This is a genomic window from Colwellia sp. RE-S-Sl-9 (genome assembly GCF_048296855.1).
In the GTDB taxonomy this organism is placed as follows: Bacteria; Pseudomonadota; Gammaproteobacteria; order Enterobacterales; family Alteromonadaceae; genus Pseudocolwellia.
On record NZ_CP182631.1, the window covers coordinates 4,584,939 to 4,607,304 of the forward strand.

The following is a 22,366-nucleotide window of genomic DNA, read 5'->3' on the forward strand; positions in this document are numbered from 1 at the left end:
AATGAACTTTCAAAAATTTAATATCCCAGTAAAAACGATTATATTTCTAATCGTCGGTTTTATTTTACTGATGGGGTCTATTTATACCGTTAACGAAGGGCATATAGGGATAGTTAAACGTTTCAGCGAAGCTAAAGAACAAGTAAACCCTGGGCTACACTTTAAAGTACCTTTTATTGATAGCGTAGAAGAAATAGAAGTAAGAACACGCAAAAACGAAGAAAGAATGGCCTCTAGCACAAAAGAACAAATGCCTGTTACGGTTAGTGTGTCTGTTAACTGGACTGTAGATAAAGCAGCTGCATTAGAGCTATTTAGACAATACGGCGGCCTTTCGCAATTTGAAAGCAGAATATTAGATCCAAGGTTTAGATCCGCAACGAAAGACGTGATCCCACGCTTTGATGCAGAAAAGCTTATTCAAGACAGAGCGAGCGCGATTCAAGCCATTGAAGCTAACTTAATTGAAGAGATGAAAGACTTCCCAGTAACAGTGGATAACATTCAAATTGAAAACATTCAGCTACCTGCTAAGTACTTAACATCTATTGAAACTAAGCAAACAGAAAAAAACTTAGCGGCAGCCGAAGAACATAAACTCGCAAGACAAAACCTAGAAGCACAACGAGACGTAAACACCGCTAAAGCAAAAGCTGATGGTATTAAATTAGTCGCTATTGCAGAAGCAGAATCTATTCGTATTAAAGGTTTAGCTGAAGCCGAAGCCATTACAGCAAAAGCGAAAGCATTAGGCGACAACCCATTAATTGTTAAGTTAACAGAAGCTCAAAATTGGGACGGTAAATTACCTTCAACCATGTTAGGTGGGCAGAACATGCCTATTTTAGATATGCGAGCTAAATAACCTTAGCTCGGGATAAGCAAAGTTACTCAACAAGCTATTTTTATGCCTAACTTCGTTGAATTTATTACTAATAGCTAGCTATTAGATAGAAAAATTCGCCTTGTTATACACAAAAATATCAATGTTGAGAAGCTAATATAGCTTATGAAAACAACGATACATATTAGGTTTTTGATAAATAATAACTTTAATTTATTCGCTAACATTCATTAACCCGAGTTGAGGTTAAATAGTTTTTAAAATATATGAGTTTTATATAAACGAAAAAAGACGCTAATCAGCGTCTTTTTGTATTTTAAAATCAATAAATTATATTGATTAAGGTTAAGTGTGCAAATGCAACGGAATAACAACCTTCAAACGTTCTAAATCACCATCGCCAACGCCGTGATTTTTGAAATATCTTCGCCATTCAGAAACAAGATCTAAGGTTTCTTTAATTATTTTTTCTGCTTTAAAACGCTTCAAACCAAATCTTTTAGCTTGCGACAATAAGTTTTCAACCGTTCCATTTCGTCCATCTGTACCAATGCCCATACCATGTTGGCCGTTTATATTAATGGGTAAAACATCATAAGCAGGTGATAAACGCCAATCTTTATTTTTGAATGAATATAAAAAAGCATGATTACGCGTATGATCATCGGTATTACCAATAAACACGTTAAACACCATACGTTGAAATAGTTCAGCAGCATCTTCAGGAACACTACCGTGCTTCAAAATAAACTCAGACAGAAATCCATAGCTGTATGTATCTACCAACAACGAGGGATTAATAGAGCGTAAATTAATAAGAGAATTAGCACTAATAAAATGGTGAGTAGGGCGTATACCTTCTAAATCAAATCGCTCAACCAATAATACATCACCATTATTTGTTTCTAACACTTTGGTATGTGCAACATGACCTGTTAGTTCTTTCAGCATATTCATCGAAGCATTTTCAACTTTAGCATGATTAAATAAATCATCAGCACGATTAAATTTAGCTAAATAGGTTATGTTACCGTCAGACACTGTGGTTTTAGGACGAGCACCCCCCATACTTGAACCATATTCAAAGGCTTTTTTTGCTTCTTTAGGTATTTCTTCATCATTTAGAATCGCGTCTTTCGCTCTCAATAACAGAGGAATATCCCCTAAAGTATTCTTATTTATTTTTAATTTAGAGGTAAGACTAGATAAGCTAAAAACTAATGATCCCACGCCCATGCCAGCACCAGCTAATAAAAACTCAAGCGCATTTTTAGGTTTAGTATTGTGTAGCGAAAGTATAACTTTTTCACCCCACGAGTCAGCACCCGCATCAGCAAGCACACCAAACATACCTCTTTGATTGGTTGTTTTATATATATTATTAGAAAGGGGGAGGTTTAGCGGGTCGAGCGGAAATGCATCTGCTCGCGCTAAATAGCTTTTACCGTAACGAAATTCACCATATTGTTTTTTTACATCAAGAGTAACTGCACCACAAACAATAGGCTTATCTTCAAGACCATCTATAAACACATAAGCTTTAGAAATCATTCGAAAGCTCTTCAGGCGCTTTTCTTGCTTTACGTGATCTAACAGATTCAATTAATGCAGAACGTTCATCAATGGATGCTTGTAGGTTTTGAGTTAAGTCTAAAAAAGCGAGAACATTAAATAACGCTTTAGAGTTAACACCAATCCCACGTTCAATGGCTGAAATAGTAGTACGGCTCACACCAACTCTTTTGCCTAACTCTGTTTGATCCATAGTTTCAGAGCGAACACTTTTAACAAGTAGTCCGATAGATTGTAATAAATTATCTGAGTTTTTATGCATTATATTTAAGTCATTAGCTTCTTATGAGTTAAATATAATGCATATTGTTTTATTTGTCTATTATGTATCAAATTTTAATCAATAGTGTTTGAAGAGGCTATGTGTTTATGGTGTAAGAGAATGTGGATTTCGCAACTTTAACGATTTCTTTTCGTCGTTAAAGAACGTTGTTGAACAAACGAAGTGCGTTAGTAAGTCTTTGATTTTAATAGGCCCCCGTTTAGTAATTCGGGGGTAAAGGTTAAGGGGGTGACGAACTATTAGCTTAGATGGTTTGTTTTAGCGACCGACCTTATTCCTTATGTTTTTACGTTCTAATATCTAAGTTTGATTTGTTAATAATAATCTATTTAGTTTACTGTTATGCATATAGTGTCCTATGCGTTCTTGCTATTTATAATTTCATTTTTTAATCAACATACTAAGTGATTGAGGATTATATTTAAGTTATATATATTGGCTTTAATTTAGGATAATTAGTTGGCTGTTTTTTTGTTTGTAGTAAACGAGAATAGTTTCTATTAATAAACTGTTAGGATTTTTATGGTGGGATTGAAGAAGGAAACATTGGTAGAAGCATTAAATCCAGATATTGATTCAAAGGATAGGCAACGATTTGAAACTTCATTTAAGGGTTTAGATTCCCAAAAACAATACTGTGAATTTCACTTCGAAGAGTATAAAAAGGCTTGTCAAAATTATGACCTTGCAATGCAAGACAAACTTAATATTAACGCACAAATAGATCCCCAGTATTATAGGATTGCTTTTGAGTCACATGGTTATGCTTTTTTTAGGTGTCTTCATGCATTGATTGAGTCAGTGCCATATATGTTAAATATTATTCTTCAAGCTAATCCTGATATTGAATTTCGTCATATTGGTTGGAGTACATTGTATGAATACATTAAAAATCATAACTTTAATGATGGTAATGCTGTAATTAATGATATTCGTCAATCTCAATCGTATCTAGAGCTTGAACATTTAGTAAATGTTTCTAAGCACCGTAGGATTCCAAGAATAGATAGCTGTTTTTTTAAAGAAATTGTTAATCAGTATAATAAACCAGAGTTTTCAAGTGAGGACTTGTGTATTGGATTCAGGAATTACAATATCGAATACCTTATGATTGAGTTATATAATGAGTTATTTCCTAAAACAATATCTTTAATTAATTGCTTCGTGTCATTTCACAGTATTGATAAAAGACTCTAATAATCAATTTAACTAGGATAAATAACTGATCTATTATTTCTATTTTAGTCAGCTATTGTGCATTCTTTTGTAGCACTTGATTGTTTATTTTGCATCCCCATATAAGTTATGTGCTATTTTCAAATATGCATTTAAAGCCTAAAACCAAGCAACACAACAAAAGGAAAAAATTATGGGAATTAAACCAGGTCCAAAACCAATTGCTAAATCAACAGGGGAGTTAGATAAGCGTCGTAGGGATAATAAAAACACTCCCGGGAATAAGCCTTCACTTAAGCCACATAAACACAAAAAAGGTGATTAGCAAAATTATTATTTCACCTAAAAAGTTACTTAAACAGAAAAGAATAATTGGTCATCGCTTTGCGATTATATACAACCATAATTTTCAGTTTAACAACGCATTAGGAAACTAAACTAGGACCTGAATTATGGGATGGATTTCATCACTTTTTAAGCGTAAAACTACTGATGGCAATGTCAATGCGTTCACTTTTCGACAAGGTAAAACTGTCGCTGTAGATGAGGCTTATGAAGCTTGAACTTCAGGTGATTTGGAGTTAATGCTAAAAGCGGTTGACTCTAAAACCAACCTGATTGATAGACATTTTCTATTACTGTCTATAGTCAGAGCTACTTACAAGTTAAGAAAAGAAGAAAAATATCGAAGTTTGTGTGTGGAGTACAGTGAAAAGCATTTACAAGAGTTTCCTGAAATAGCGCCTGCCTTAAAAGAAAATATGGGAGGTTTTCTTCCTCGTGTTACTACATTTCAAAATTATGCGACAGTTTTATCTGAAAATAATAATTTTGATAAGGCAATTGAGGTATGCCAACAAGCGCTAAGTTATGGGTTACATGATAATACTAAATCGGGCTTTAATGGGCGTATTGTAAGAATAGAAAAAAAGGCAAAAAAAATTATTTAATAAGTCGTTAAGTATGAAAAGAACAGTTGGTCATTGCATCATGATTGGAACCAATTATTATTCCCGCTTAGTTAGACATTATATTATTCACTAATCAAGGAGTTCAACTCGAAATCATGGATAATAATTTAGTAAAAGTTTGTTATAACGGTGAAACGGGGTCTAATGACATTAGAACATTTCATCGTAGTGAGATCTTATATATTTCATTACGTGATGTTTTGATTACATTGAATAAAGAAAATAAAGAAATAGATGATAACCATGTAGTGAAGTCTATGGTCAATGTAATTAAAGGGCAAATGAAAGCATTAGATTCTGATGAATACGTTATGGTTCCTGTAATAGACGGCTCTTATGTAGATGATGAAGAGGTTTTTGTTACTCAGCCGGGACTTTATAGAGTTTTATCTGGTGACAGAAGTCATGCAGGGAAAATTTTCCAAAGATGGTTATTCCATGAGGTTGTTCCTTCTTTAACTAAATATGGTGAGTACCCACCTCCTTTAGTTTCGCAAGACTCTGATGTAAAAAGATTAGCTAAAACTCTGTTACTAGAGATAGAACAAAGAGAAGAACTCGAACGTAAAACTCAAGAACAGTTTAATAAACATGAAAAAATGCTTAATCATCTTGGCAGTAAATTACAGAATTTAAACTCCAATAATCTGCATCTTGAGTTTATGTCGGTGACTGATTTTTGTAACTTGAACGAAATTGATAAAACTAATGAGCAACTAATTTTTGGGTGGAGTATTAAGATTTGCGCAGAAAAAGGTGAGCCATCAAGAAAATCTATCATTCAAGGGAAAGAAATACTCCAGTTTCCTCAATATGTTTTAATTGCGTCAGCTAAAGAGTTAAAAATAGCATAACAATTAATTATGAAAGATTAATAACTGCACTTAGCTGCCGTGCCTCGCTAATTTGGCTGACAATTTGTAACCTATGTCTGAATGGGGGCTTATCTTTCTATAGTTTTTTAAAAATTGGACAATTAGTGGACTTCAAATAAAAAAACCTTTACAACCTGTTGATTGTAAAGGGTATTGTGTGGTGGAGCGGGGGGGGGGTTCAAACCTCGCCACGCTACAGCCCTTTAAATACAGCGACTCTCTAAGGCTTCTTTATTCTGATGTGTACCAGTTTAGTGTATCAGTTAAATTGGGTTCAGTTCCCCGCTTGGGGGTTGAACTGTTTGTGTTGTTTGTTTTGATTGCTCGTATTTATTGGAACGGGATATTACTAGTTTCTATAAATAACTCTATTTCATCTTGACTCATTTTTTTATCGTTTCTGAGGAAGTGCCTCAACCCTTGCTTGCATTTGTTTTTTAATTTACTTGTTCTGATTACCACTTTTTGGATATCTTTGTAATCGAAGCAGTAACGATAGTAAGGTATAAAGACCCCGTTTTTCTCTCGATAACAGGGGTTCTGCTTATAATTCATATCAAAAGTAAGAAAGAAACGATATTCCTCCTCTTCTTTAAAGTTTTCGTTTTTGAATAAATATTTGTAATAAAGATATTCTGATAGCCACACATCTCCGGCCTCTAACCTGTGTAAGAAATGCTTTAATCCTGCGGGAGGTCTATCTAGATTAGTAAGAAAGTTATTCATATCAACCTGTAATCTAAGGTAGTCTTCCTCCATATGTGAAGCCATCTTTTTGCAAATTTCTTCCTTTTCACTATCTTCGTAGATACATGCCTCAAAACCATGGGAGTGTCTTGTTAAGACGTACGTATCATCTTTTGTCGGAGCCCCTACGATTGATAAGCCATCATCACACATGATATCTTTAAACTTATCTGGTGATTTAAAACCAATAGCGTATCCTTCTTCAGGTGGGCAATATCCTCGCCATTGACTTAATAGGTCTTTTTGTTTTGAGAAAGAACAACTATAGGCGTCAGTTCTAGTATCTATAAACTCAAGTAACTTCAATATATCTTTATTTTTAATATGCTTTCTAAGGTGTTTTAATAAGTCCGAGCCTTCATTTGCATCATTTAAAAAACTCGTATGAGTTATCCATAACTCTTGATTGGTTAAGATTTTTAAAGTCGTTGCTGCATCAGTGTAATGGTAAAATAGTTGGGTCATTTTGCACCTATTATTGGGTATTTGTCAGCTTAATGTGAATTACTTAAAAACTTCATCAGGTAAGTAAAAAGAAAGCTTAAGTTAGCTAACCAAAACAACCAATATGGAAATCTGAAATCTAGGTAGTAAGGCTCTCTAGTAATCGCCTTGTACTCGGATTTTATTATTTCATAATACTTAGTTAATTTTATTGATTGTGTAATGAAAATATATTCATTTTCTTTATCATAGTGCCTTACCTCCCATCTAGGTATACCTAGTTTATATTCAAGAGTGGGAGGAAAATACACTAAACCAGTCCAATTCTCTGATTCTCGCCCGCCCGTAAGGTTATATTTAATTGATTCAGGTAGTTTGTATGTATTACTAACTGGCTCGTCAGGCTCGTACCAATATGTTAAACCATGGGCTTCTATTGACTTCTCAGCCTTGTTTTTAAGTTGGAGGCCACACTCCGTTACAAGCTTAGGGGGGATTTTACTTCTTATTATTTCTCTAAATTTTTGACTGCCACCGCCATTACTTGTAACTAAATAAGAGTTGTAGCGTATAAAAAAATACATAAGCGTAACCATAAACAGGATTATAAATGCATTAGGATTTCCAACCTTAAGGCCTAACCCGTTCATCGATATTCCTGTTATTTGAGACTCAGATATAGAGTAAAAAATAACTAATACACTCATCAAAATTAAATTTCTTCGCTGCCTTAACAGTCCGGGCTGTTCATCTAAACTTTTAATGCTCATTTTGATTTAATTATCTCTCATTTGGTGAGGTTGACTTTTATATTAAACAATCTTTAACTGATGCGAATCGTGGAGCTATAACATACCTATTAATTGGCCGTCCTTTCCTGACGATAACTCCTGGCAATATCAATTTTTCAAACGCCTCTTTGTACCTTCCTTTGGTACTGCCTGTAGGTACTCCGCCAGAAACGGTCAGTAAGGAGGATATCTCCTCAGCCAGTTCAATATCATTCAAATGCCGATATATCATCTGAATAAAAGTTAACGGATTACCGCTTAGTATGGTTGGATGATTAGAGTACTCTGACAAACTGGCAAGAAACTTATCTGCAAGCTCGAAAGATTCGTGTGAAGCGAAGTTAATCAAACCGATTAAGCCTTCTAAGCTTGTGGCTGTATATGTTCGATTCTCCGTAAGGGCTGGGTTTTGGCTGTATTTATGTTCTATTTCTATCCGTACTCTTTTATTAGTCTTGGCGTATAACTTAAGCCTTTGTTTGGTTTTAAATTCAGCCCTAAGAGCTATCGCAGAACCCTCTGTAAGCGTTCCTGCATCATTATAATATGATGTTGACGTATTGTTTCCTAAAGACAAAAAATCGCGCTCTAATGATTTGACTGTAGCTACTGGGTTATCGCACTTTATGTCCCAATATGTTTCGATTGATTTAAGGGAGTAGTATGGTTCAAAACCTCGCAAGGCAAATCCCCCAGAGTGATATTCATTAATCTCATTGCTTAGGTAGTCGCTTATTGAGGAAATGTAACGCTCAAGGTTTTGTTGCCATAAACCTCTAGAGCCATTAAGTTTTGAAACTGGTTTCAATAAAGCATTGTCCTTGTAATCTAGAGTCCTTTCTGATGCATGGCTAATGCGGTCTTGCTTGGCAAATAAAACAAACGACTCAGTAAGTATTCTTTCAATTTTATTGTTATGTTTAACTCTTAATGGCGTGGGTTGGTAAACACAAAAGCGAGTAGGGTTAATTCGAAGCCTGAGCTTTAATATGTAGCTGTCTAGCTGTTCTGTTGCTGTTATTTTACGAACCTCTAAGTACCCTCCAAATAGCGGGGCATTATCCAGCAAGCCTCGCCCATATTTTGGCTTAAGGATTTGGAGTCGCTTAATTGCGGGAGAACTCAAATAATTATCGGATTGAAAAGCCCTGTGCGGTGATTGTGATTGACTCCTGTCTTGACTTCCTAGACATTGGATAAAGCCTGCCATCTCGGAATCAATAGCCTGAATAAACCACTCACCAACATCTAACTCTATTTTATCTTGCTTAGCATCATCAACACTAAGTGTAGTATCTAAAATATTACCTTCCATATAGTACTTGTTTTCTTCCTTTTTACACCCTCTACTAGAGGAGGGGATTTGAAACTGGTTTCAAATTATGCTTCATTTATTATGTTATAGATAGATTGTCGGCTGATATTTAATTTACATGAAACCTCAGTCTTAGGGGTGCCACTAGTGACCAGTTCAATAACCTGTGATTTTAATTGTTCGGTTATTGCGGGCTTCCTCCCCATTCTTACGCCTTGGGCTATAGCTGCTCTTCTTCCTTCATTGGTTCTTTCTAGTATCCTTTCTCTTTCTGCCTGTGCTACAGCAGCAAGGATGGTAACTACCATTTTACCCATAGTACCTTCGGTGCTTATTCCATCATCAAGGAACTTGACTGCTATTTTTCGTTTGTGTAAGTCATCAATTATCGAAATCATATCAGCAGTATTCCTGCCTAGACGGTCAAGCTTTGTAACTACAATCACATCACCTTCACGCGCTTTGGTTAGCATTAATTGAAGTCCTAAGCGCTCATCACTTTTACCAGATGCCTTATCGGTAAATAAAAAATCAGAGCTATCTTTGACGCCTTCAGCGATTAATCTTTCTTTCTGAATGCCTAAGTCCTGAATATTGGTCGATACTCTTGCATAACCTAATGAGGCCATAATGTGTCCATTAAATGGTTTGTTTTACATTGAGTGTAAATTAAGTCTAAAAAGTGAATTAATTTACACGTTATTGATGCTGTTACTGAATGTACAAAAAATGATAAATTAATTTACACTCTTTCTAACTCAGCCAATTCAACAATGCCGCAATAGAGTGGGCGGTTGTATGGACTTCTTGATTAGAAAATAGAGTTTTGTTTAGCTCAGGGTCGATATCTTTTCTGAAAGCTAAATCCAACTCTCTTTTTAGGGTGACAGCATAGGGCTTGTAATCATTAGGCGTCTTCAGCTTATTTATCATATCTTCGTTCAGAGCACCTGACTCTTTCATCGCATAAATCAGGTCTGCACACGTGGAGAGCTTGTTTTTAGAGCTTGCTGCTTGCCATATTAATGCACTTTCGGTATGTAAATTTCCTCCCTCGTACCATTTATGGTTATCACTTCTGGCTGAGCTAGATGATTCATCAATCAATCTACTTCCTGTATCAAGCCCGCCTGATGGTGAAACTAAAAGCGCCATAAAGAACAAGCCTACCACTAATTTTATTGATAATGACCTGTTAATATCAGCTAATGATAACTCAGGCTTATTGAGCTTATTCAGTAACCACGACTTTAGGTTTTTATCTAGTTGAGCAACTAGGGCTGCGCAGCAAAGTAGAAAAAGAAAGGATAATATCCCACCTTCAAGTAGTTGCCCTAATGACATTAATGTAAAGAATATTGAGGTGGCGACTATTTTTTTATTCATATTAATTCCTTGTATGATTTTATGGGTGGTCTCTGACTATAAAAAGCCAACAACCTATTATCCCAAAATGGGATGCTGCTGACAATATTCTATTTTAGGATATTTAGTTCAGGTTGGAATATTTCAGTGGCAAATAAATTATGGGACGTGAAGCGTGTAGCTTTGCGAGAAACACTGAAAGAGCTAAGGATGAATGAGGGGTACACTCAAGACCAATTGGCGGATAGCCTTTCAAAGCCACAGAGCTATGTTTCAAAGTATGAGAGTGGTGAACGTAAGTTAGACTTTGTTGACGTATTGGAGGTTATTGATGTTTTGGGTGTTGAGCTTGTAACTATGTATGGGGTGTTTAATAAAAAGCTCCAGCCCTGATTGTTTCAACTGGAGCGCCGTAGATTAGAATAAATGTGTAACTGAAAGGTTTAAATTTGTATTGTCATTAAGGTAATCAACGACTAGCTTTCTGTGGCAGAGGTGAGGCTTGTGCTCACTACAGAGTAGACAGGCATTGTTGAGAGTATTTTGGTTTATGTGTTTTTCTACATTACGTTGAGCCATCAAATTTAGAAATGACTCCTCATACCCCTCCCAAGAAATATCACCTTTCTTAAGGGATTTGAATAATTCGTCTGTTGGAGCTAGCTCAGGTAGGTGTATGTATTCTGCTTGGCATAGCTCTTTGGTAAAAAACTTTAAATCATCGCGCTTCGCAAAACCTGACAACTGAGATGTATTATTTAGCCTAACATCAATTAGAGTTGAAACTTTTGACTTTCTCAGTAGGTCAAAAAAAGCTCCTGCGTTCTTTTTGGTAAATCCTATGGTAAATACATTCATTAAATATCGCCTTATATAATTGATTAATAACAACAATATTCTGACATATTAGCTAATAAAGTACACAAGAACCGATTGTTATTGCCCTTGATTTTTATCGTTACGATTAAGTGTCGATATTAGCTCACATAAGGTTCCGTATTGGATTTTTTGAAGGTGGGTAGATAGGGTTGTCAGCTTATATCCAATACCGTAGTCATCCATCACATCTTTTGATGCTTTCCAGCCGCCTAATGCTGCACCCAGCTCTTTAGGTATTTGCGCCTCGCGAATAGCGTCGCGAAAACCATGCCTGAAACTGTGAAAGCAAACACCATTATTTTTAATATTTAAAGAGTTTAAAAACCGAGAGAACCATTTAGAAAAATTATCTGAATAACTGCCGCCTGCGCTTTGAGGTAAGTCTGGAAATAAGCGCTTATGTCCTTGGATTTTTATTTTATTAACATAATCAAGAAAGCCAATTTTAATTAGTTGCTTATGTATTGGAATATCTCTTTCACTACTAGCATTTTTAAGTGATTTCTCATTGTTATCATCAAGCTGAACTTGAATAACATTTACACCTTCAATACAGGTAATATCACTCGTAAACAACTGACAAATTTCATTTAATCTCATGCCTGTATATAAGCTAATTAAAGGTATCCAAAATTTATGTCGTCTTGGTTTATTCGTTCCAGCGGTCTTGTAGTTCCATTCGTCATCAACACACCCTGTGTATATGGGAGCTTGAAATAACGTGCTTAAAGCTTGCTCTGAAAACGATTTTTTACCATCTGTTTTTTTCTTTTTCTGCTTTAGATTGGGTACATGTTCACATGGGTTTTTCTTCAAGTATCCTTCTTGCACCGCAAACTTCAATGTGGCGGATAGCTTGTTAAGATTGCCATTAATAGAGATGATACTAAGAGTGCCTGTAGGTTTTTTAGAATGCGCTTCTATACTGTCTATGAGGGATAGGTGAGGATAACGCTTTTTAGCGTTTGAAGGGAGTTGCTGGAGCTTGTCTCTGAATTCTCTACAGTCTTCAGTGCTAATAGATGATAAAGGTTTGTTTTTACCAAATAGCTCTAGTGAAAAATCAAAAGCAAGTTTATACCCTGCTAATGTTTTATCTGTTAAACCATCACTCTTTTTAGCGGCCTTAAATTTAGCCAACACTGCGCCCCAAGTAAGCTGTGAGCTTTGATTTACTTGTGATGGTAATAGCTGCTCATTACGAGTTAAAAATAACTGGTAAGGTATTCGTTTATAAGTATCACCTAATCTTTCTAATCGTTTAAATGTTTGCTCTATAAGCGACTGGTGCATTAAAGACTGAGCAAAACGGTATTCTTCTTTTTGCTTGTGGTTATCTAAATCAGGAAAAAGGTTTTTTACTTTCTTCTGAATATCTCCGGCATATTGTGATTCATCCCCCCCATCAAAGACAGATAAGTCCTCCCGCAAATTATCAATAATTTGTATTCTTTCTTCGACAGATGAGTTAACCCTAAAGGTATCATCTTCGGTTGCATGTTTAGTTATTTCATTTTGGTGCCAGAGAATGACTCGTCTTTCTATACTTGTTCTATCAAGCAAAATGGGTAAAGGTTGAGGGGCTGGTCTTGTATTGCGAGCCTTTTCAAAGGTTTCTTCGGCCTCAAGTTGTTCAATAGGTAAACGCCTTTTAGCCTCACTGCGATTGCTCGTGCCTAGGGCTTTCTTTATTTCTTTTTTACCGATGATTGTAACCAAGTCCTTCGGAACTCTAGTTCTGAAGTAAAAGCGACCATTTCGTAGTAATAAATTAGATTGTTTTGACAAGTCTTTCATTCCTAAAGTGTACCACTAATGTGTACCATTTTAGAAACAAGAAGTTAGAGAGAGTGGGAAGTTGCTGATAATTCAACAACTTCCCATTAAGTGGTGGAGCGGGGGGGAATCGACCCTATCTTATAGCTTGATTAAATAAGGCCTTGCATTTAAAAACAATGACTTAGTGTTACATATTGTTATGGCTTGTTACTATCTGTTAGTACTGTTGGGTATTAATTGGGTACTTTGTTAGCCATTGGATTGAATTTTATAACGTCTTCTAAATGGGTTTTACTGAAGTGAGCATACTTCATTGTATCGTTTATACTAGCGTGTCCTAGTATTTGTTGAAGTACTAATATGTTCCCACCATTCATCATAAAATGACTAGCGAATGTATGCCTTAAAACATGGCTACATTGTCCTTTAGGGAGTTGAACCGCCGTCCGTTCTAATGCTTTTCTAAATGCTCCAATACAACCAGTAAATAATCTACCGCTATTTTTAGGGATCTCGTTATTTAGTTCTTTACTAATAGGAATGGTTCTATTCTTCTTACCTTTGGTGTTTATGTAGGTAATTTGATTGTTTGCAATTTGTCTTCCTGTAAGACTTTCAGCTTCACCCCATCTTGCACCTGTGGATAGGGCTATTTTTGCTACAAGGTAAGCGTCAGTATTTCTAGATTTTTTTAATTCTTCTAGTAGTAATTCTATTTCTTCAGGTGTTAAGAATCCCATTTCAGGTTGTTGGTATTTTAATGCTCTTACGTTTTTAATTGGATTGTTTTTAATTTCATTTAATCTTATTAATTCATTAAATAATGCATTTAGGTAGGTTTGTTCATTGTTTACCGTTTTAATAGATACTTTGTCTAGACGCGTAGCTCTATATTCTGACCAATCGCTACTTGTTATTTTTCTTGCAATTGGATTTTTCATTCCTTTACACATAGCTTTCATCTTGGCTAGTCGTTTTTTTATATCTGCTAGGCTTTTACCGTGTAGGTTGTACCAAAGGTTTATTAGTTCCTCAAGTCTTCTATTGTCTTCAGGAGCAGGTTCCCATTCTTTAGATGAGTTGGCGATAGATATTTGATGATTTTTGAAACGTCGTGCTTCACCCAATGTTAGAAACGTTTTTTTATATCGTGTTCCGTTGTGGCCATTTGGTCTAAAATCTAGTTGATAAGGTGTTTTTTCATCATCAGTTTTCCAAATACCATCTTCAACTTTTTTTACTTTTTTCATTGATGATGTTTGTCCCATTCAGTACTAAATCTTTCTGCCTCAACATTTCTTTTATTTAAGCAACTTGCAAATTGTGATGTGCTTTTAGGCTTTATGCATTCTTTAGGTGTTTTATAGTATTCTATCCATGCGTTTTGTTTATCTCCTTTAAACTTACCTTTTATTTTTACGGTACTCTTTCCAAAAGATTTTTTTACATATTGATTAGGGTAATACTTTTTCTTTGTAGTAGTTTTTTTTGAATAGATTTTTTTAGATTTATTATTGCTTGATTGGTTGTTTTTTCTTGACCTACATATTTGATATTTCTCATGCGCTTTATGTTCTTTATCTCTTAAATATTCACTTGTTTTATGTCTTAACAAAGATTGAATATGTTGTAATTCATTTAATTCAACTTCACATTTTGATTTTGCATAAGATTTATTTGTAATGATCAGGAATAAAATTATCCATAATGTTTTTAGCATCTAATATTTCCTTATTGCTATTTTTGTAAAACTTTAAAATTTAAGGAATGAAATGAAACAAAGCTTACTTATCCGTTATTTCGAATTAAAAAAATTACCACCTGATTTACGTTATCAAGCATTGCAACAATGGGAAAAAGAAGCGCAATTTAGAGTAATACAACAACAAAAGAACGAAGTTATTGAGCTTTGTCTAGTTTCTGGTTCTCATCGTTAATTTTACATATTTCTTTTATTTCAGACGTTATTATTTCCGTGATATGAGAAATTTTAACGTCTTTGTTTAATGTGATCATATCGGTTTGTATTGCTGCAAAAATACCTTCAGTAACTGATATTTTTAATTCATTTATATCTATTTTTTTTGAATCGTCTTCAATCCCAAAAATTAGATAATCCATAGAAACATCAAATTCTTCACATGCTTTTATACATGCTTCAAACGGAATTGAACCTCTATTTTTTACAGATGATCCCCAATTTTTTTTAAAACCAAGCAGTATTGAAAGTTCATTCAATTTTTTCGTTTTATATAACCCTAATAATCGATCAAAAATATCTTTAGAATTCAATAGCATATAAAATAAACCCCAAAACGCGATATATTTATGTTGAAATCCACAAATCGCGAGTTTAATATTCATATCAAGATTTAACGTCGCATAACGCAATGAGATATGAGTTTAAAAAATGTTAACTAATCATATTACACTTACTGACATACAATTTGAATCACTTAAAAGTGACTTGTTAGCCTCAAACCTTCCTTTTTTGAGTGTAGAAGCGTACGCACGAATTACAAACGATACAGTTGGCAATGTTCGCCAACAAGTTCATCAAGGTCGTTTACCTATCCGTAAAAAATTAAAGTCTCGCGAAAAAACATTCATCAATATGTCTGCTATTCGTGCAGAAGCTCAAGCGGCTATTTAATCATGATACCTAAAGACATTTATTTTCAAGTAGAGCAATGGGGCGATGTGTGTATTCAACACAAAGGCCAAGTGCACCACTTTACAAATCTAATGTCATTAATCTCATTTCTTCAACCTATCTACGGTGAAGACTTCAATTTAATAGAAGTAAACGACGAAAATTGGCAACAACTTTATGAACAAGGGGTGTTTGATGAACAATAAAAAAGCACTTTTTTGTAAAGTTGATGCGTTATCACTTACCTGGTCACCGCAAGAACTTCTCCACATAAAACAACTCGCTAAAGTTGGCGCTTGCATCAAAAAGAGCGATATAGAAGAAATTCAAGGTAATGCACTACTACGTAAACTGTCTAATTTAGAAATAAAAAAGAACATCGATTTATCTGCGGCTGAAACATTTAACCATGTTGCATATAACGACATTCTAGAAAGCTACAAAGAAACGGCTGAAGGTATTACGCGTGAATACAACGAGCGCAAATTCAAAGGGCTGAGTTCTGAAAGTTTTAGACTAGCAGAAAATGAAGTCGCCGCACGTTACGAACTGCGCCAAATGTTTAAAGGCGAACTCGAAGTCGATACCTCAAAAAAATACGGTGACCGATTAAACAATTTATTAGAGAACATTGGCGTTAACATGCTCGACACACTTTGTTGTGGAGAGTCAGAACGTTTCGTTTGTTTACTTAACAAAGTCTTTTCAAAAAACAACTACATGTGGACCATCAAAAACAATCCATCAGGTCGTTTTAATTACACCTACTCAGCCAATATATTTGCCGAAGGAGAACAAGCAGGTGTTATTTGTTGGGGTGGTAAAAACCTCGGCTGTTATGTGTCATTCATGGGTACGGGCTGTGAAGCTATAGACTTTCAAAGACTGTATCAAGAAATACAACATATTCCAGAAATCAAAATTACCCGTATCGATTTAGCCTATGACGATTTTTCAGGTACTCGTTCTATTAAATCAGCTAAAAGATTAGCTGAACAAGGCGCTTTTAATTGTGGCGGACGTCCTTCTTCTTACATGTATGTTGAATCAGGCCACTTATGCAAAGCCATGAAACAAACATACAAACGCCAATTTGCATTCGTTCCTGACAAGGGAAGAACCTTATATGTAGGTAGTCGTGAATCTGGAAAACTTCTTCGTGTATATGAAAAAGGCATACAGATGGGCGACCCAAAAGATAAATGGGTTCGCTGGGAACTTGAACTCCATTCAAGTCAACGTGTGATCCCATTAGAAACAATGATTAAACCCAGTGAATTTTTAGCAGGTGCTTATCCAGCGCTTCATTTTTTAAATGAAGAGCAATCAGTCATAAAAACAGTGGTTAAAAAAGCACTTATGACGGTTGAAAAAATCATTGAGAATCAAGTTGTTTCAACGCGTAAAGCTATCAACATGATGCGCCATTTATGCGATATGTCTGACAGTGAAATAGTCGATAAATTTTTAGTTGGTATCAAAAATCCATTGAGCAAGGAAGCTTTCCCTAAACGGCTACTTATACCCATAACAGAACAACAATTTTTAGAACAAACACAATCAATTTAAATGAGAGGTTAATCAAATGGAAACTGGAATTATTTTACGTGGCAAGTTACTAGGCGTTCGACCTACCGTTCGCAAATATACAAATGCTAACGGTGAAGAAAAGACAACTAACTTTACTGAAATAGGTATTGAAACATACGGAAGTGATGGTTACGGCGGTGTTAGACCGTTTGTAAATAACGTTCGTATATCAGCAGAAAAAGAAAAAGATTCTGCCTTTATGAAATCACTTAACGACAATCATTTTGCCATTGTTGAACTACCTGTTCAGTTAGGTAACTTTCAAAGTATCTATACCGATAGAAACGCCGTTTTATCTGTATTAGAACAATCAAAGGTTGCTTAACGCATGGTTCAAATAGTCGTTATTCATAACAAACCAATGAACATAACAGAGCGCGTTTTAGATAATGTGGCTTTTGAATGTACCTCATGTAACTGGGTTGGTTTTCCTGAATTTCTGGCTATTTTGAACGATTTTTCATGTTGCCCGATATGCCATGAATATGATGTACGGGTTAAAGATAAGTTACTGAGTATTACGTCATGAACGGATTTAAATTAACTCAATTTAGGGCGTTATATTTTTTAATCATTATCTTTCTTTTGCTCGTTATTTCGCAAACCGCAAATGCAGCATTTTGTGCAAGAGAACTTAACGATGGGACAGTGGGATTAACAAGCACTTCAGTAGAGCAATGTACTGGAATGATAATACTCACAAAGCCCGATTTTGAAGCATTAATTGGCGGGGCAAGCGCCTCGTCTGGAAATTTGGAAGTAACTCTCAATAAGCTTTTTGCTTTTGATGCAGAGTTATTTGCAATAGTTGAATTAGCGCTAATTATGGCTTTTTTAACGTCACACTTTGGCGGACGTATTGTTCGCTGGTTCGGTAAATCTTAATTTAAAATTATTCCTGAAGGGGAAATTATTATGTCTAAATTTGTAACGATTATTAAAAATGGTAAAGCGTGTGTTGTGGCAACGGCTGCTACTGCTCTTGTTTCTGGTGGTGCTTTTGCGGCTGATTATACAACTGAAATTGCATCGGCTTCGACTGAAGGTTCAGCAAACGTAACAGCGGTAATTTTAGCGGTTATCGGTATATCAATTCTTGGTTTTGGTGTTAACGCCTTAACGGGCTGGTTTAAAAAGTAATGGTGACAACTATATTTTTAGCTTGTGCGTTGTATTACGCAATGTTCGAGGGATTCACATCGGGTATTAGAGCCTCGTAATATAGTTGTTATCAAAATAGGGGGCTTTTTAAGCCTCCTTTTTTTTAAGGTTTTTCCTATGAAATCATTAATTTTTATTATTATCTTTTTTACCGCTTCATTTTCTAGTCATGCGGCTTTTAGTGTAAGAAGTGGTCTTCAACCTCAAATCCCTACAGGAGCAACTTGTACTGATTTTGAATCATGTGCAGGTTTATTTCATAACTTAGATGGTTATGTGTTAACGGGGGAATTTCAAATAAGTTATCCAGATTTAGTTAAAGCGACGTATCGTCGACCTAATGGAGATTTAAGGGTTTTCTCTGCTTCTTTTAATATATCTTCTGATTGTTATATGTCTTCAGAGATAGGTATGGTTTGTGGTTTAGATTGCAACTCTTCTGATTCTTGTCTTGCTTTTGCTTCTCAGGGATGCCCCTCTGGATATGTCAGTCAATTTGAGTTTACCAATGTTGCTAATTGGGTCCATTCCTGCGGTAGTTTTGAAGATACGGGGTCTATTCCTGATATCAGTCAGTTACCTGATGAAGCAATATTAACATCTACCTTGAAAGGTGATAGGGGGTTACAAGGACAAGCGGGTCAAGATGGTGCTGATGGAAAAGACGGTATTGATGGAATCGATGGTGAAGATGGAGAAAACGGTACTAATGGTATTGATGGTGTAAATGGGGCTGATGGTTTGAATGGTCTCAATGGCGCTAATGGAATAAATGGAAAAGACGGTGTTGATGGAACAAATGGAACCAATGGTGTTGATGGAACAGATGGAATAAATGGCACTAATGGAACAGATGGAAAAGACGGTAAAGATGGTGTTGTTGATCCCCTTGTTCTTCAACAAGTGCAGTCTAATGAAAATAACATTTCAGATTTATTTGATGATCTTTCTTTTTTAGACCAATCCATGAATATGGTTGTTAATGATGTGGTTCGTAACAATCAGGAGATAAGTTTATTAACTCAGGATAACACGTTACAGGACCAACAAATTTCAATGTTAGAGGTTGCTATACAGGCCGTTGATACTTCAGACGGTGTAGATGGGACAGATGGAATTGACGGAGTTGATGGAAAAGATGGTGTTGATGGCGTTGACGGAAAAGACGGTGTAGATGGGGCAGATGGAGAAGGTTGTTATACAACAACATCAACCAGTCACGTAACACAAGTTATTTGCGGTGAATCTAGTAGCTCGATTGAAAATGGCCGTGATGGTGTAGACGGTAAAGATGGGGCTGTTGGTGTTGATGGACAAGACGGCTCTGTGTTGAATCTGCAAGCGGTTGCTGACTCTATTAATGACGGTTTTGGTTATATTAAATCACCTTATAATTTTTCTTCGAGTGTTTCTAATTCTGAAGCTTATAACGGCTTCTTTACTGCTGAATCGATTTTAAACAATGATATAGCGGTCGGTAATTATAAAGAGCTTATTAAACGTGAAAACTCAACTTTTCATGACGTTATAAAAGGGAAATTTACGTTTAATGCTTCTTCTAGCGGTTATGAGTCTCGTAATCTTGATTTAGGTCAATGGGGGCAACATGACATTTCTATTTCGCGTATTACTCAACATTTTGGCGGACTCGCTAATATTATTTATTTTTTAGCGTCTTTAATGGCTTTAACGATAGTGCTGTCGGGGATTAAAGTATGAGATTAATCATTGTAGTTTGTTGTCTTTTTTCGTTTTCTGTATTGGCTCAAGAGGTTACAAGCGGCTCAGTTGATGGCCTGTCAGGCTTCTTTACGTTTGTCTCGAATATCCTTGCTGATATTAATAATTTTATCTTTGTAACAATACCTGAACTTATAAATAATTTTTTTGTTTGGGTGACTTCGTTTTACTTAAAACTTCAGTTTTTTGCTATGTATGAATCTTTGAAGTTCTCTCATGAGGTCGCGTTAACTTTTTTAAGCATGATAGATATTTCATCTTTTATTAATAGCGCGATTTCTGCATTGCCTCAGGATATGAAACAACTGGCCGTTGATTTACGATTTTTTGAAGCATTAACCTTAGTGGTTGAAGCTTGGGTTACACGACTTGTTTATACGGGGTTTAACTAATGGCGACTAAAATATTTCATGGTGCTCCAGGTTCTTATAAATCATCAACGGCCATGTGGTTTGAAATAGTACCGGCTTTACGTGCTGGCCGTGTTGTTGTTACCAATTTACAAGGTATAAAAACACTTGAGGTTATACAAAAGGAATTAGATGAGATTTTTCCTAATACCGCTAGATTATTACGTATCTCAATAGGTAATGATTTAGGCATGACGTTAATGCGTAATTTTTATCATTGGTTACCGATAGGGGCGTTAATTTTCTTAGATGAAATACAAGACATTTATCCAAACGATAAATCGTTCAAAGCATCAGATTATGATTATGTTCAGGAAGGGGCTTTTGATGAGCATTTGCCTAATGAATTTAAAGAAATATATCACCAAGAACAAAGGGCCATAAAAGGTTCTATTAACATTGAAGACTATCTTGATGATATAGGCGAATCCCTTTTTGATGAACGTGATTATTTACGTTATCCAAGAACATTACGCGAATGTTTTATGCGTCACCGTCATTACAACTGGGATATTTTAATCGCTACGCCTGATATTAAAGAGGTGTCTACGTTTGTTCGCTCTGTGTGCGAAGTGGCTTATGCGCATGTGAGTAAAGATGCAATGCCGTTACCGTACTTTAAACGACGACCGAGAATACTAGAGCATTCACCAAAATCTAACGGTATTACGGTTGGAAAAAACGATATAACTTCATATAAAAAGGTTCCTCTCGATGTCTTTAAACTTTATAAATCAACCGCAACTGGAAAAAGCACTAAGTCTGGCGCTGGTCAATCGCCTTTTACGAGTACTGTTATATTCGGCTTTATTGCTGTTCTCGCCGTTTTTGTTTATCTATTTTATTTTATACTCGATAAAACAAGCGCTGACGCTCCTAAAGAGACTCTTAAAAATTCATCTGTTCAAGAGGTCAAAGATAAGAAAGCGTTATCGAAAGTACCTGAGAGTCAAAAGCAAGTTGCTAAATCTGGTAAAGAAGTTCTTGATAAACGTGATTCTGTTTCTTTTCGTCATGATAGTTTTGAGACTATGTTTACGTCTAGCCGTTCTTTAATAAAGCATTTCGGTGTTACTTCTATTTATGTGAATGGCATTAGTACCGTTATATATGACCATAATAGGGTAGAGCGTGATTATGTATTTACCATGTATTCAGGTGAGCAACAATTTACGGTTGATTCTGATTTCTTTAAAAAGATGGGATATAAGATTTTTTATAAAAGTGAATGTCTCTTAGAGCTTCGGTACGAGTCTGTAAGTAACTATATTTTTTGTGAACCTAATAAGATTGAAACACATGATGATGGGCTTCAACAGACTGCTGCACCTAATGTAAGTTTGATTTAAATAATAAAGTCAAAGTAAACCAGCGCGAGAGCACTGAGGCGGAGGGCGAAGCCTGAGCAACGACAACGAAAGCGAGCAAGCGGTTTACCGTCTGCTCGTTTTTTTTATACCTATTAATAATATTAAATAGAGAACAATCGCAGCTTTAACGATTTCTCTTCGTCGTTAAAGAACGTTGTTGAACAAACGAAGTGCGTTAGTAAGTCTTTGATTTTAATAGGCCCCCGTTTAGTAATACGGGGGTAAAGGTTAAGGGGTGGGGAGAACTATTAGTTTAGATGGTTTGTTTCTTTTCACAGGTTCTAAATTAAGATATAAAAGTAAGTTATTGAACACAAAATATAAGTTTGATATGTTGCTTTAATTAAAAATTCATTGAGTGGATTTTTTCGCTTGTAGGAAACGAGAAATATTTCTCTTAA

Annotated in this window: 29 protein-coding genes; 17 read left to right on the forward strand and 12 right to left on the reverse strand. The window is 35.5% G+C overall.

Annotated elements, in window-relative coordinates; genetic code table 11:
• The first annotated feature begins 1 nt into the window (after position 1).
• The gene (locus tag ACM9HF_RS19970; protein WP_473613293.1) at positions 2–865 is read left to right on the forward strand and encodes a prohibitin family protein; all 864 of its coding nucleotides are present in this window, start codon (positions 2–4) and stop codon (positions 863–865) included.
• A gap of 324 nt (positions 866–1,189) precedes the next feature.
• On the opposite strand, the gene ACM9HF_RS19975 is transcribed toward ACM9HF_RS19970, so the two are convergent.
• Both ACM9HF_RS19975 and ACM9HF_RS19980 read right to left on the reverse strand, forming a co-directional pair.
• On the reverse strand, positions 1,190–2,395 hold the full coding sequence (locus ACM9HF_RS19975) for a type II toxin-antitoxin system HipA family toxin (protein ID WP_473613294.1): 1,206 nt from the start codon (positions 2,393–2,395) through the stop codon (positions 1,190–1,192).
• Positions 2,385–2,678: a helix-turn-helix domain-containing protein gene (locus ACM9HF_RS19980; protein ID WP_473613295.1), complete on the reverse strand. Its 294-nt coding sequence runs from the start codon at positions 2,676–2,678 to the stop codon at positions 2,385–2,387. Before ACM9HF_RS19980 ends, ACM9HF_RS19975 begins: the two co-directional genes overlap by 11 nt.
• Positions 2,679–3,245: 567 nt before the next feature.
• Between ACM9HF_RS19980 and ACM9HF_RS19985 the strand changes: the two genes are divergently transcribed.
• From ACM9HF_RS19985 to ACM9HF_RS20000, 4 genes are all read left to right on the forward strand, one after another.
• Positions 3,246–3,896, forward strand: coding sequence for a hypothetical protein (locus tag ACM9HF_RS19985; protein WP_473613296.1), 651 nt, complete (start codon positions 3,246–3,248; stop codon positions 3,894–3,896).
• Positions 3,897–4,068: 172 nt separating this feature from the next.
• Positions 4,069–4,200, forward strand: a complete 132-nt coding sequence (locus ACM9HF_RS19990; RefSeq protein WP_473613297.1) for a hypothetical protein — start codon at positions 4,069–4,071, stop codon at positions 4,198–4,200.
• A gap of 259 nt (positions 4,201–4,459) precedes the next feature.
• Positions 4,460–4,825, forward strand: a complete 366-nt coding sequence (locus ACM9HF_RS19995; RefSeq protein ID WP_473613298.1) for a hypothetical protein — start codon at positions 4,460–4,462, stop codon at positions 4,823–4,825.
• 116 nt (positions 4,826–4,941) lie between these two features.
• Positions 4,942–5,700, forward strand: coding sequence for a BRO family protein (locus ACM9HF_RS20000; RefSeq protein ID WP_473613299.1), 759 nt, complete (start codon positions 4,942–4,944; stop codon positions 5,698–5,700).
• Between the two features lie 351 nt (positions 5,701–6,051).
• On the opposite strand, the gene ACM9HF_RS20005 is transcribed toward ACM9HF_RS20000, so the two are convergent.
• From ACM9HF_RS20005 to ACM9HF_RS20025, 5 genes are all read right to left on the reverse strand, one after another.
• Positions 6,052–6,933, reverse strand: coding sequence for a DUF2971 domain-containing protein (locus ACM9HF_RS20005; protein ID WP_473613300.1), 882 nt, complete (start codon positions 6,931–6,933; stop codon positions 6,052–6,054).
• A 29-nt stretch (positions 6,934–6,962) separates the two neighbouring features.
• The gene (locus tag ACM9HF_RS20010; protein ID WP_473613301.1) at positions 6,963–7,682 is read right to left on the reverse strand and encodes a hypothetical protein; all 720 of its coding nucleotides are present in this window, start codon (positions 7,680–7,682) and stop codon (positions 6,963–6,965) included.
• A gap of 37 nt (positions 7,683–7,719) precedes the next feature.
• The gene (locus ACM9HF_RS20015) at positions 7,720–9,018 is read right to left on the reverse strand and encodes a hypothetical protein (RefSeq protein ID WP_473613302.1); all 1,299 of its coding nucleotides are present in this window, start codon (positions 9,016–9,018) and stop codon (positions 7,720–7,722) included.
• A gap of 65 nt (positions 9,019–9,083) precedes the next feature.
• Positions 9,084–9,647, reverse strand: a complete 564-nt coding sequence (locus ACM9HF_RS20020; RefSeq protein WP_473613303.1) for a recombinase family protein — start codon at positions 9,645–9,647, stop codon at positions 9,084–9,086.
• 124 nt (positions 9,648–9,771) lie between these two features.
• Positions 9,772–10,404, reverse strand: coding sequence for a hypothetical protein (locus tag ACM9HF_RS20025; RefSeq protein ID WP_473613304.1), 633 nt, complete (start codon positions 10,402–10,404; stop codon positions 9,772–9,774).
• Positions 10,405–10,530: 126 nt separating this feature from the next.
• Between ACM9HF_RS20025 and ACM9HF_RS20030 the strand changes: the two genes are divergently transcribed.
• Positions 10,531–10,776, forward strand: a complete 246-nt coding sequence (locus tag ACM9HF_RS20030; protein ID WP_473613305.1) for a helix-turn-helix domain-containing protein — start codon at positions 10,531–10,533, stop codon at positions 10,774–10,776.
• Positions 10,777–10,800: 24 nt separating this feature from the next.
• On the opposite strand, the gene ACM9HF_RS20035 is transcribed toward ACM9HF_RS20030, so the two are convergent.
• The 4 genes from ACM9HF_RS20035 to ACM9HF_RS20050 form a co-directional block, all read right to left on the reverse strand.
• Positions 10,801–11,241: a DUF488 domain-containing protein gene (locus ACM9HF_RS20035; protein WP_473613306.1), complete on the reverse strand. Its 441-nt coding sequence runs from the start codon at positions 11,239–11,241 to the stop codon at positions 10,801–10,803.
• A 78-nt stretch (positions 11,242–11,319) separates the two neighbouring features.
• Complete coding sequence (locus ACM9HF_RS20040; protein WP_473613307.1) at positions 11,320–13,050, reverse strand: DUF6538 domain-containing protein; 1,731 nt, start codon at positions 13,048–13,050, stop codon at positions 11,320–11,322.
• Positions 13,051–13,274: 224 nt separating this feature from the next.
• Positions 13,275–14,291 (reverse strand): phage integrase, encoded by a 1,017-nt coding sequence (locus tag ACM9HF_RS20045; RefSeq protein WP_473613308.1) that lies wholly within the window; start codon positions 14,289–14,291, stop codon positions 13,275–13,277.
• Positions 14,288–14,761 carry a hypothetical protein gene (locus ACM9HF_RS20050; protein ID WP_473613309.1) on the reverse strand — a complete coding sequence of 158 codons (474 nt, stop codon included), beginning with the start codon at positions 14,759–14,761 and terminating at the stop codon, positions 14,288–14,290. The genes ACM9HF_RS20045 and ACM9HF_RS20050 overlap by 4 nt, the downstream gene beginning before the upstream one ends.
• A 52-nt stretch (positions 14,762–14,813) precedes the next feature.
• Here ACM9HF_RS20050 and ACM9HF_RS20055 point away from each other — a divergent pair, with 52 nt between their 5' ends.
• Positions 14,814–14,978 (forward strand): hypothetical protein, encoded by a 165-nt coding sequence (locus tag ACM9HF_RS20055; RefSeq protein ID WP_473613310.1) that lies wholly within the window; start codon positions 14,814–14,816, stop codon positions 14,976–14,978.
• Here ACM9HF_RS20055 and ACM9HF_RS20060 read toward each other — a convergent pair.
• A complete protein-coding gene (locus tag ACM9HF_RS20060; RefSeq protein WP_473613311.1) occupies positions 14,941–15,339 on the reverse strand; it encodes a helix-turn-helix domain-containing protein in 399 nt (132 codons plus the stop codon). The two genes, ACM9HF_RS20055 and ACM9HF_RS20060, sit on opposite strands and share 38 nt — an antisense overlap.
• A 112-nt stretch (positions 15,340–15,451) precedes the next feature.
• Here ACM9HF_RS20060 and ACM9HF_RS20065 point away from each other — a divergent pair, with 112 nt between their 5' ends.
• The 10 genes from ACM9HF_RS20065 (at position 15,452) to ACM9HF_RS20110 (ending at position 21,944) form a co-directional block, all read left to right on the forward strand.
• Positions 15,452–15,694 (forward strand): hypothetical protein, encoded by a 243-nt coding sequence (locus ACM9HF_RS20065; RefSeq protein WP_473613312.1) that lies wholly within the window; start codon positions 15,452–15,454, stop codon positions 15,692–15,694.
• A gap of 2 nt (positions 15,695–15,696) precedes the next feature.
• Positions 15,697–15,900, forward strand: a complete 204-nt coding sequence (locus ACM9HF_RS20070) for a hypothetical protein (protein ID WP_473613313.1) — start codon at positions 15,697–15,699, stop codon at positions 15,898–15,900.
• The gene (locus tag ACM9HF_RS20075) at positions 15,890–17,263 is read left to right on the forward strand and encodes a replication initiation factor domain-containing protein (RefSeq protein WP_473613314.1); all 1,374 of its coding nucleotides are present in this window, start codon (positions 15,890–15,892) and stop codon (positions 17,261–17,263) included. Before ACM9HF_RS20070 ends, ACM9HF_RS20075 begins: the two co-directional genes overlap by 11 nt.
• Positions 17,264–17,279: 16 nt before the next feature.
• Positions 17,280–17,609, forward strand: a complete 330-nt coding sequence (locus ACM9HF_RS20080; RefSeq protein WP_473608214.1) for a DNA-binding protein — start codon at positions 17,280–17,282, stop codon at positions 17,607–17,609.
• 3 nt (positions 17,610–17,612) lie between these two features.
• Positions 17,613–17,813, forward strand: coding sequence for a hypothetical protein (locus tag ACM9HF_RS20085; protein WP_473608210.1), 201 nt, complete (start codon positions 17,613–17,615; stop codon positions 17,811–17,813).
• Positions 17,810–18,169 carry a hypothetical protein gene (locus ACM9HF_RS20090; protein WP_473613315.1) on the forward strand — a complete coding sequence of 120 codons (360 nt, stop codon included), beginning with the start codon at positions 17,810–17,812 and terminating at the stop codon, positions 18,167–18,169. Before ACM9HF_RS20085 ends, ACM9HF_RS20090 begins: the two co-directional genes overlap by 4 nt.
• A 30-nt stretch (positions 18,170–18,199) precedes the next feature.
• Positions 18,200–18,424 carry a hypothetical protein gene (locus ACM9HF_RS20095; RefSeq protein ID WP_473613316.1) on the forward strand — a complete coding sequence of 75 codons (225 nt, stop codon included), beginning with the start codon at positions 18,200–18,202 and terminating at the stop codon, positions 18,422–18,424.
• A gap of 138 nt (positions 18,425–18,562) precedes the next feature.
• A complete protein-coding gene (locus tag ACM9HF_RS20100) occupies positions 18,563–20,164 on the forward strand; it encodes a collagen-like domain-containing protein (protein ID WP_473613317.1) in 1,602 nt (533 codons plus the stop codon).
• Entirely contained in the window at positions 20,161–20,577 is a 417-nt protein-coding gene (locus ACM9HF_RS20105; RefSeq protein WP_473613318.1) for a DUF2523 family protein, read from the forward strand. The genes ACM9HF_RS20100 and ACM9HF_RS20105 overlap by 4 nt, the downstream gene beginning before the upstream one ends.
• Positions 20,577–21,944 (forward strand): zonular occludens toxin family protein, encoded by a 1,368-nt coding sequence (locus ACM9HF_RS20110; protein ID WP_473613319.1) that lies wholly within the window; start codon positions 20,577–20,579, stop codon positions 21,942–21,944. The genes ACM9HF_RS20105 and ACM9HF_RS20110 overlap by 1 nt, the downstream gene beginning before the upstream one ends.
• Positions 21,945–22,366: the final 422 nt, after the last annotated feature.

What these genes read in the sequence shown, in the direction of transcription:
- ACM9HF_RS19970 (WP_473613293.1), top strand. Translation starts at nt 2, where the DNA reads ATGAACTTTCAAAAATTTAATATCCCAGTAAAAACGATTATATTTCTA.
- ACM9HF_RS19975 (WP_473613294.1), bottom strand. Translation starts at nt 2,395, where the DNA reads ATGATTTCTAAAGCTTATGTGTTTATAGATGGTCTTGAAGATAAGCCT.
- ACM9HF_RS19980 (WP_473613295.1), bottom strand. Translation starts at nt 2,678, where the DNA reads ATGCATAAAAACTCAGATAATTTATTACAATCTATCGGACTACTTGTT.
- ACM9HF_RS19990 (WP_473613297.1), top strand. Translation starts at nt 4,069, where the DNA reads ATGGGAATTAAACCAGGTCCAAAACCAATTGCTAAATCAACAGGGGAG.
- ACM9HF_RS19995 (WP_473613298.1), top strand. Translation starts at nt 4,460, where the DNA reads ATGCTAAAAGCGGTTGACTCTAAAACCAACCTGATTGATAGACATTTT.
- ACM9HF_RS20000 (WP_473613299.1), top strand. Translation starts at nt 4,942, where the DNA reads ATGGATAATAATTTAGTAAAAGTTTGTTATAACGGTGAAACGGGGTCT.
- ACM9HF_RS20005 (WP_473613300.1), bottom strand. Translation starts at nt 6,933, where the DNA reads ATGACCCAACTATTTTACCATTACACTGATGCAGCAACGACTTTAAAA.
- ACM9HF_RS20010 (WP_473613301.1), bottom strand. Translation starts at nt 7,682, where the DNA reads ATGAGCATTAAAAGTTTAGATGAACAGCCCGGACTGTTAAGGCAGCGA.
- ACM9HF_RS20015 (WP_473613302.1), bottom strand. Translation starts at nt 9,018, where the DNA reads ATGGAAGGTAATATTTTAGATACTACACTTAGTGTTGATGATGCTAAG.
- ACM9HF_RS20020 (WP_473613303.1), bottom strand. Translation starts at nt 9,647, where the DNA reads ATGGCCTCATTAGGTTATGCAAGAGTATCGACCAATATTCAGGACTTA.
- ACM9HF_RS20025 (WP_473613304.1), bottom strand. Translation starts at nt 10,404, where the DNA reads ATGAATAAAAAAATAGTCGCCACCTCAATATTCTTTACATTAATGTCA.
- ACM9HF_RS20035 (WP_473613306.1), bottom strand. Translation starts at nt 11,241, where the DNA reads ATGAATGTATTTACCATAGGATTTACCAAAAAGAACGCAGGAGCTTTT.
- ACM9HF_RS20045 (WP_473613308.1), bottom strand. Translation starts at nt 14,291, where the DNA reads ATGAAAAAAGTAAAAAAAGTTGAAGATGGTATTTGGAAAACTGATGAT.
- ACM9HF_RS20050 (WP_473613309.1), bottom strand. Translation starts at nt 14,761, where the DNA reads ATGCTAAAAACATTATGGATAATTTTATTCCTGATCATTACAAATAAA.
- ACM9HF_RS20055 (WP_473613310.1), top strand. Translation starts at nt 14,814, where the DNA reads ATGAAACAAAGCTTACTTATCCGTTATTTCGAATTAAAAAAATTACCA.
- ACM9HF_RS20060 (WP_473613311.1), bottom strand. Translation starts at nt 15,339, where the DNA reads ATGCTATTGAATTCTAAAGATATTTTTGATCGATTATTAGGGTTATAT.
- ACM9HF_RS20065 (WP_473613312.1), top strand. Translation starts at nt 15,452, where the DNA reads ATGTTAACTAATCATATTACACTTACTGACATACAATTTGAATCACTT.
- ACM9HF_RS20070 (WP_473613313.1), top strand. Translation starts at nt 15,697, where the DNA reads ATGATACCTAAAGACATTTATTTTCAAGTAGAGCAATGGGGCGATGTG.
- ACM9HF_RS20075 (WP_473613314.1), top strand. Translation starts at nt 15,890, where the DNA reads ATGAACAATAAAAAAGCACTTTTTTGTAAAGTTGATGCGTTATCACTT.
- ACM9HF_RS20080 (WP_473608214.1), top strand. Translation starts at nt 17,280, where the DNA reads ATGGAAACTGGAATTATTTTACGTGGCAAGTTACTAGGCGTTCGACCT.
- ACM9HF_RS20085 (WP_473608210.1), top strand. Translation starts at nt 17,613, where the DNA reads ATGGTTCAAATAGTCGTTATTCATAACAAACCAATGAACATAACAGAG.
- ACM9HF_RS20090 (WP_473613315.1), top strand. Translation starts at nt 17,810, where the DNA reads ATGAACGGATTTAAATTAACTCAATTTAGGGCGTTATATTTTTTAATC.
- ACM9HF_RS20095 (WP_473613316.1), top strand. Translation starts at nt 18,200, where the DNA reads ATGTCTAAATTTGTAACGATTATTAAAAATGGTAAAGCGTGTGTTGTG.
- ACM9HF_RS20100 (WP_473613317.1), top strand. Translation starts at nt 18,563, where the DNA reads ATGAAATCATTAATTTTTATTATTATCTTTTTTACCGCTTCATTTTCT.
- ACM9HF_RS20105 (WP_473613318.1), top strand. Translation starts at nt 20,161, where the DNA reads ATGAGATTAATCATTGTAGTTTGTTGTCTTTTTTCGTTTTCTGTATTG.
- ACM9HF_RS20110 (WP_473613319.1), top strand. Translation starts at nt 20,577, where the DNA reads ATGGCGACTAAAATATTTCATGGTGCTCCAGGTTCTTATAAATCATCA.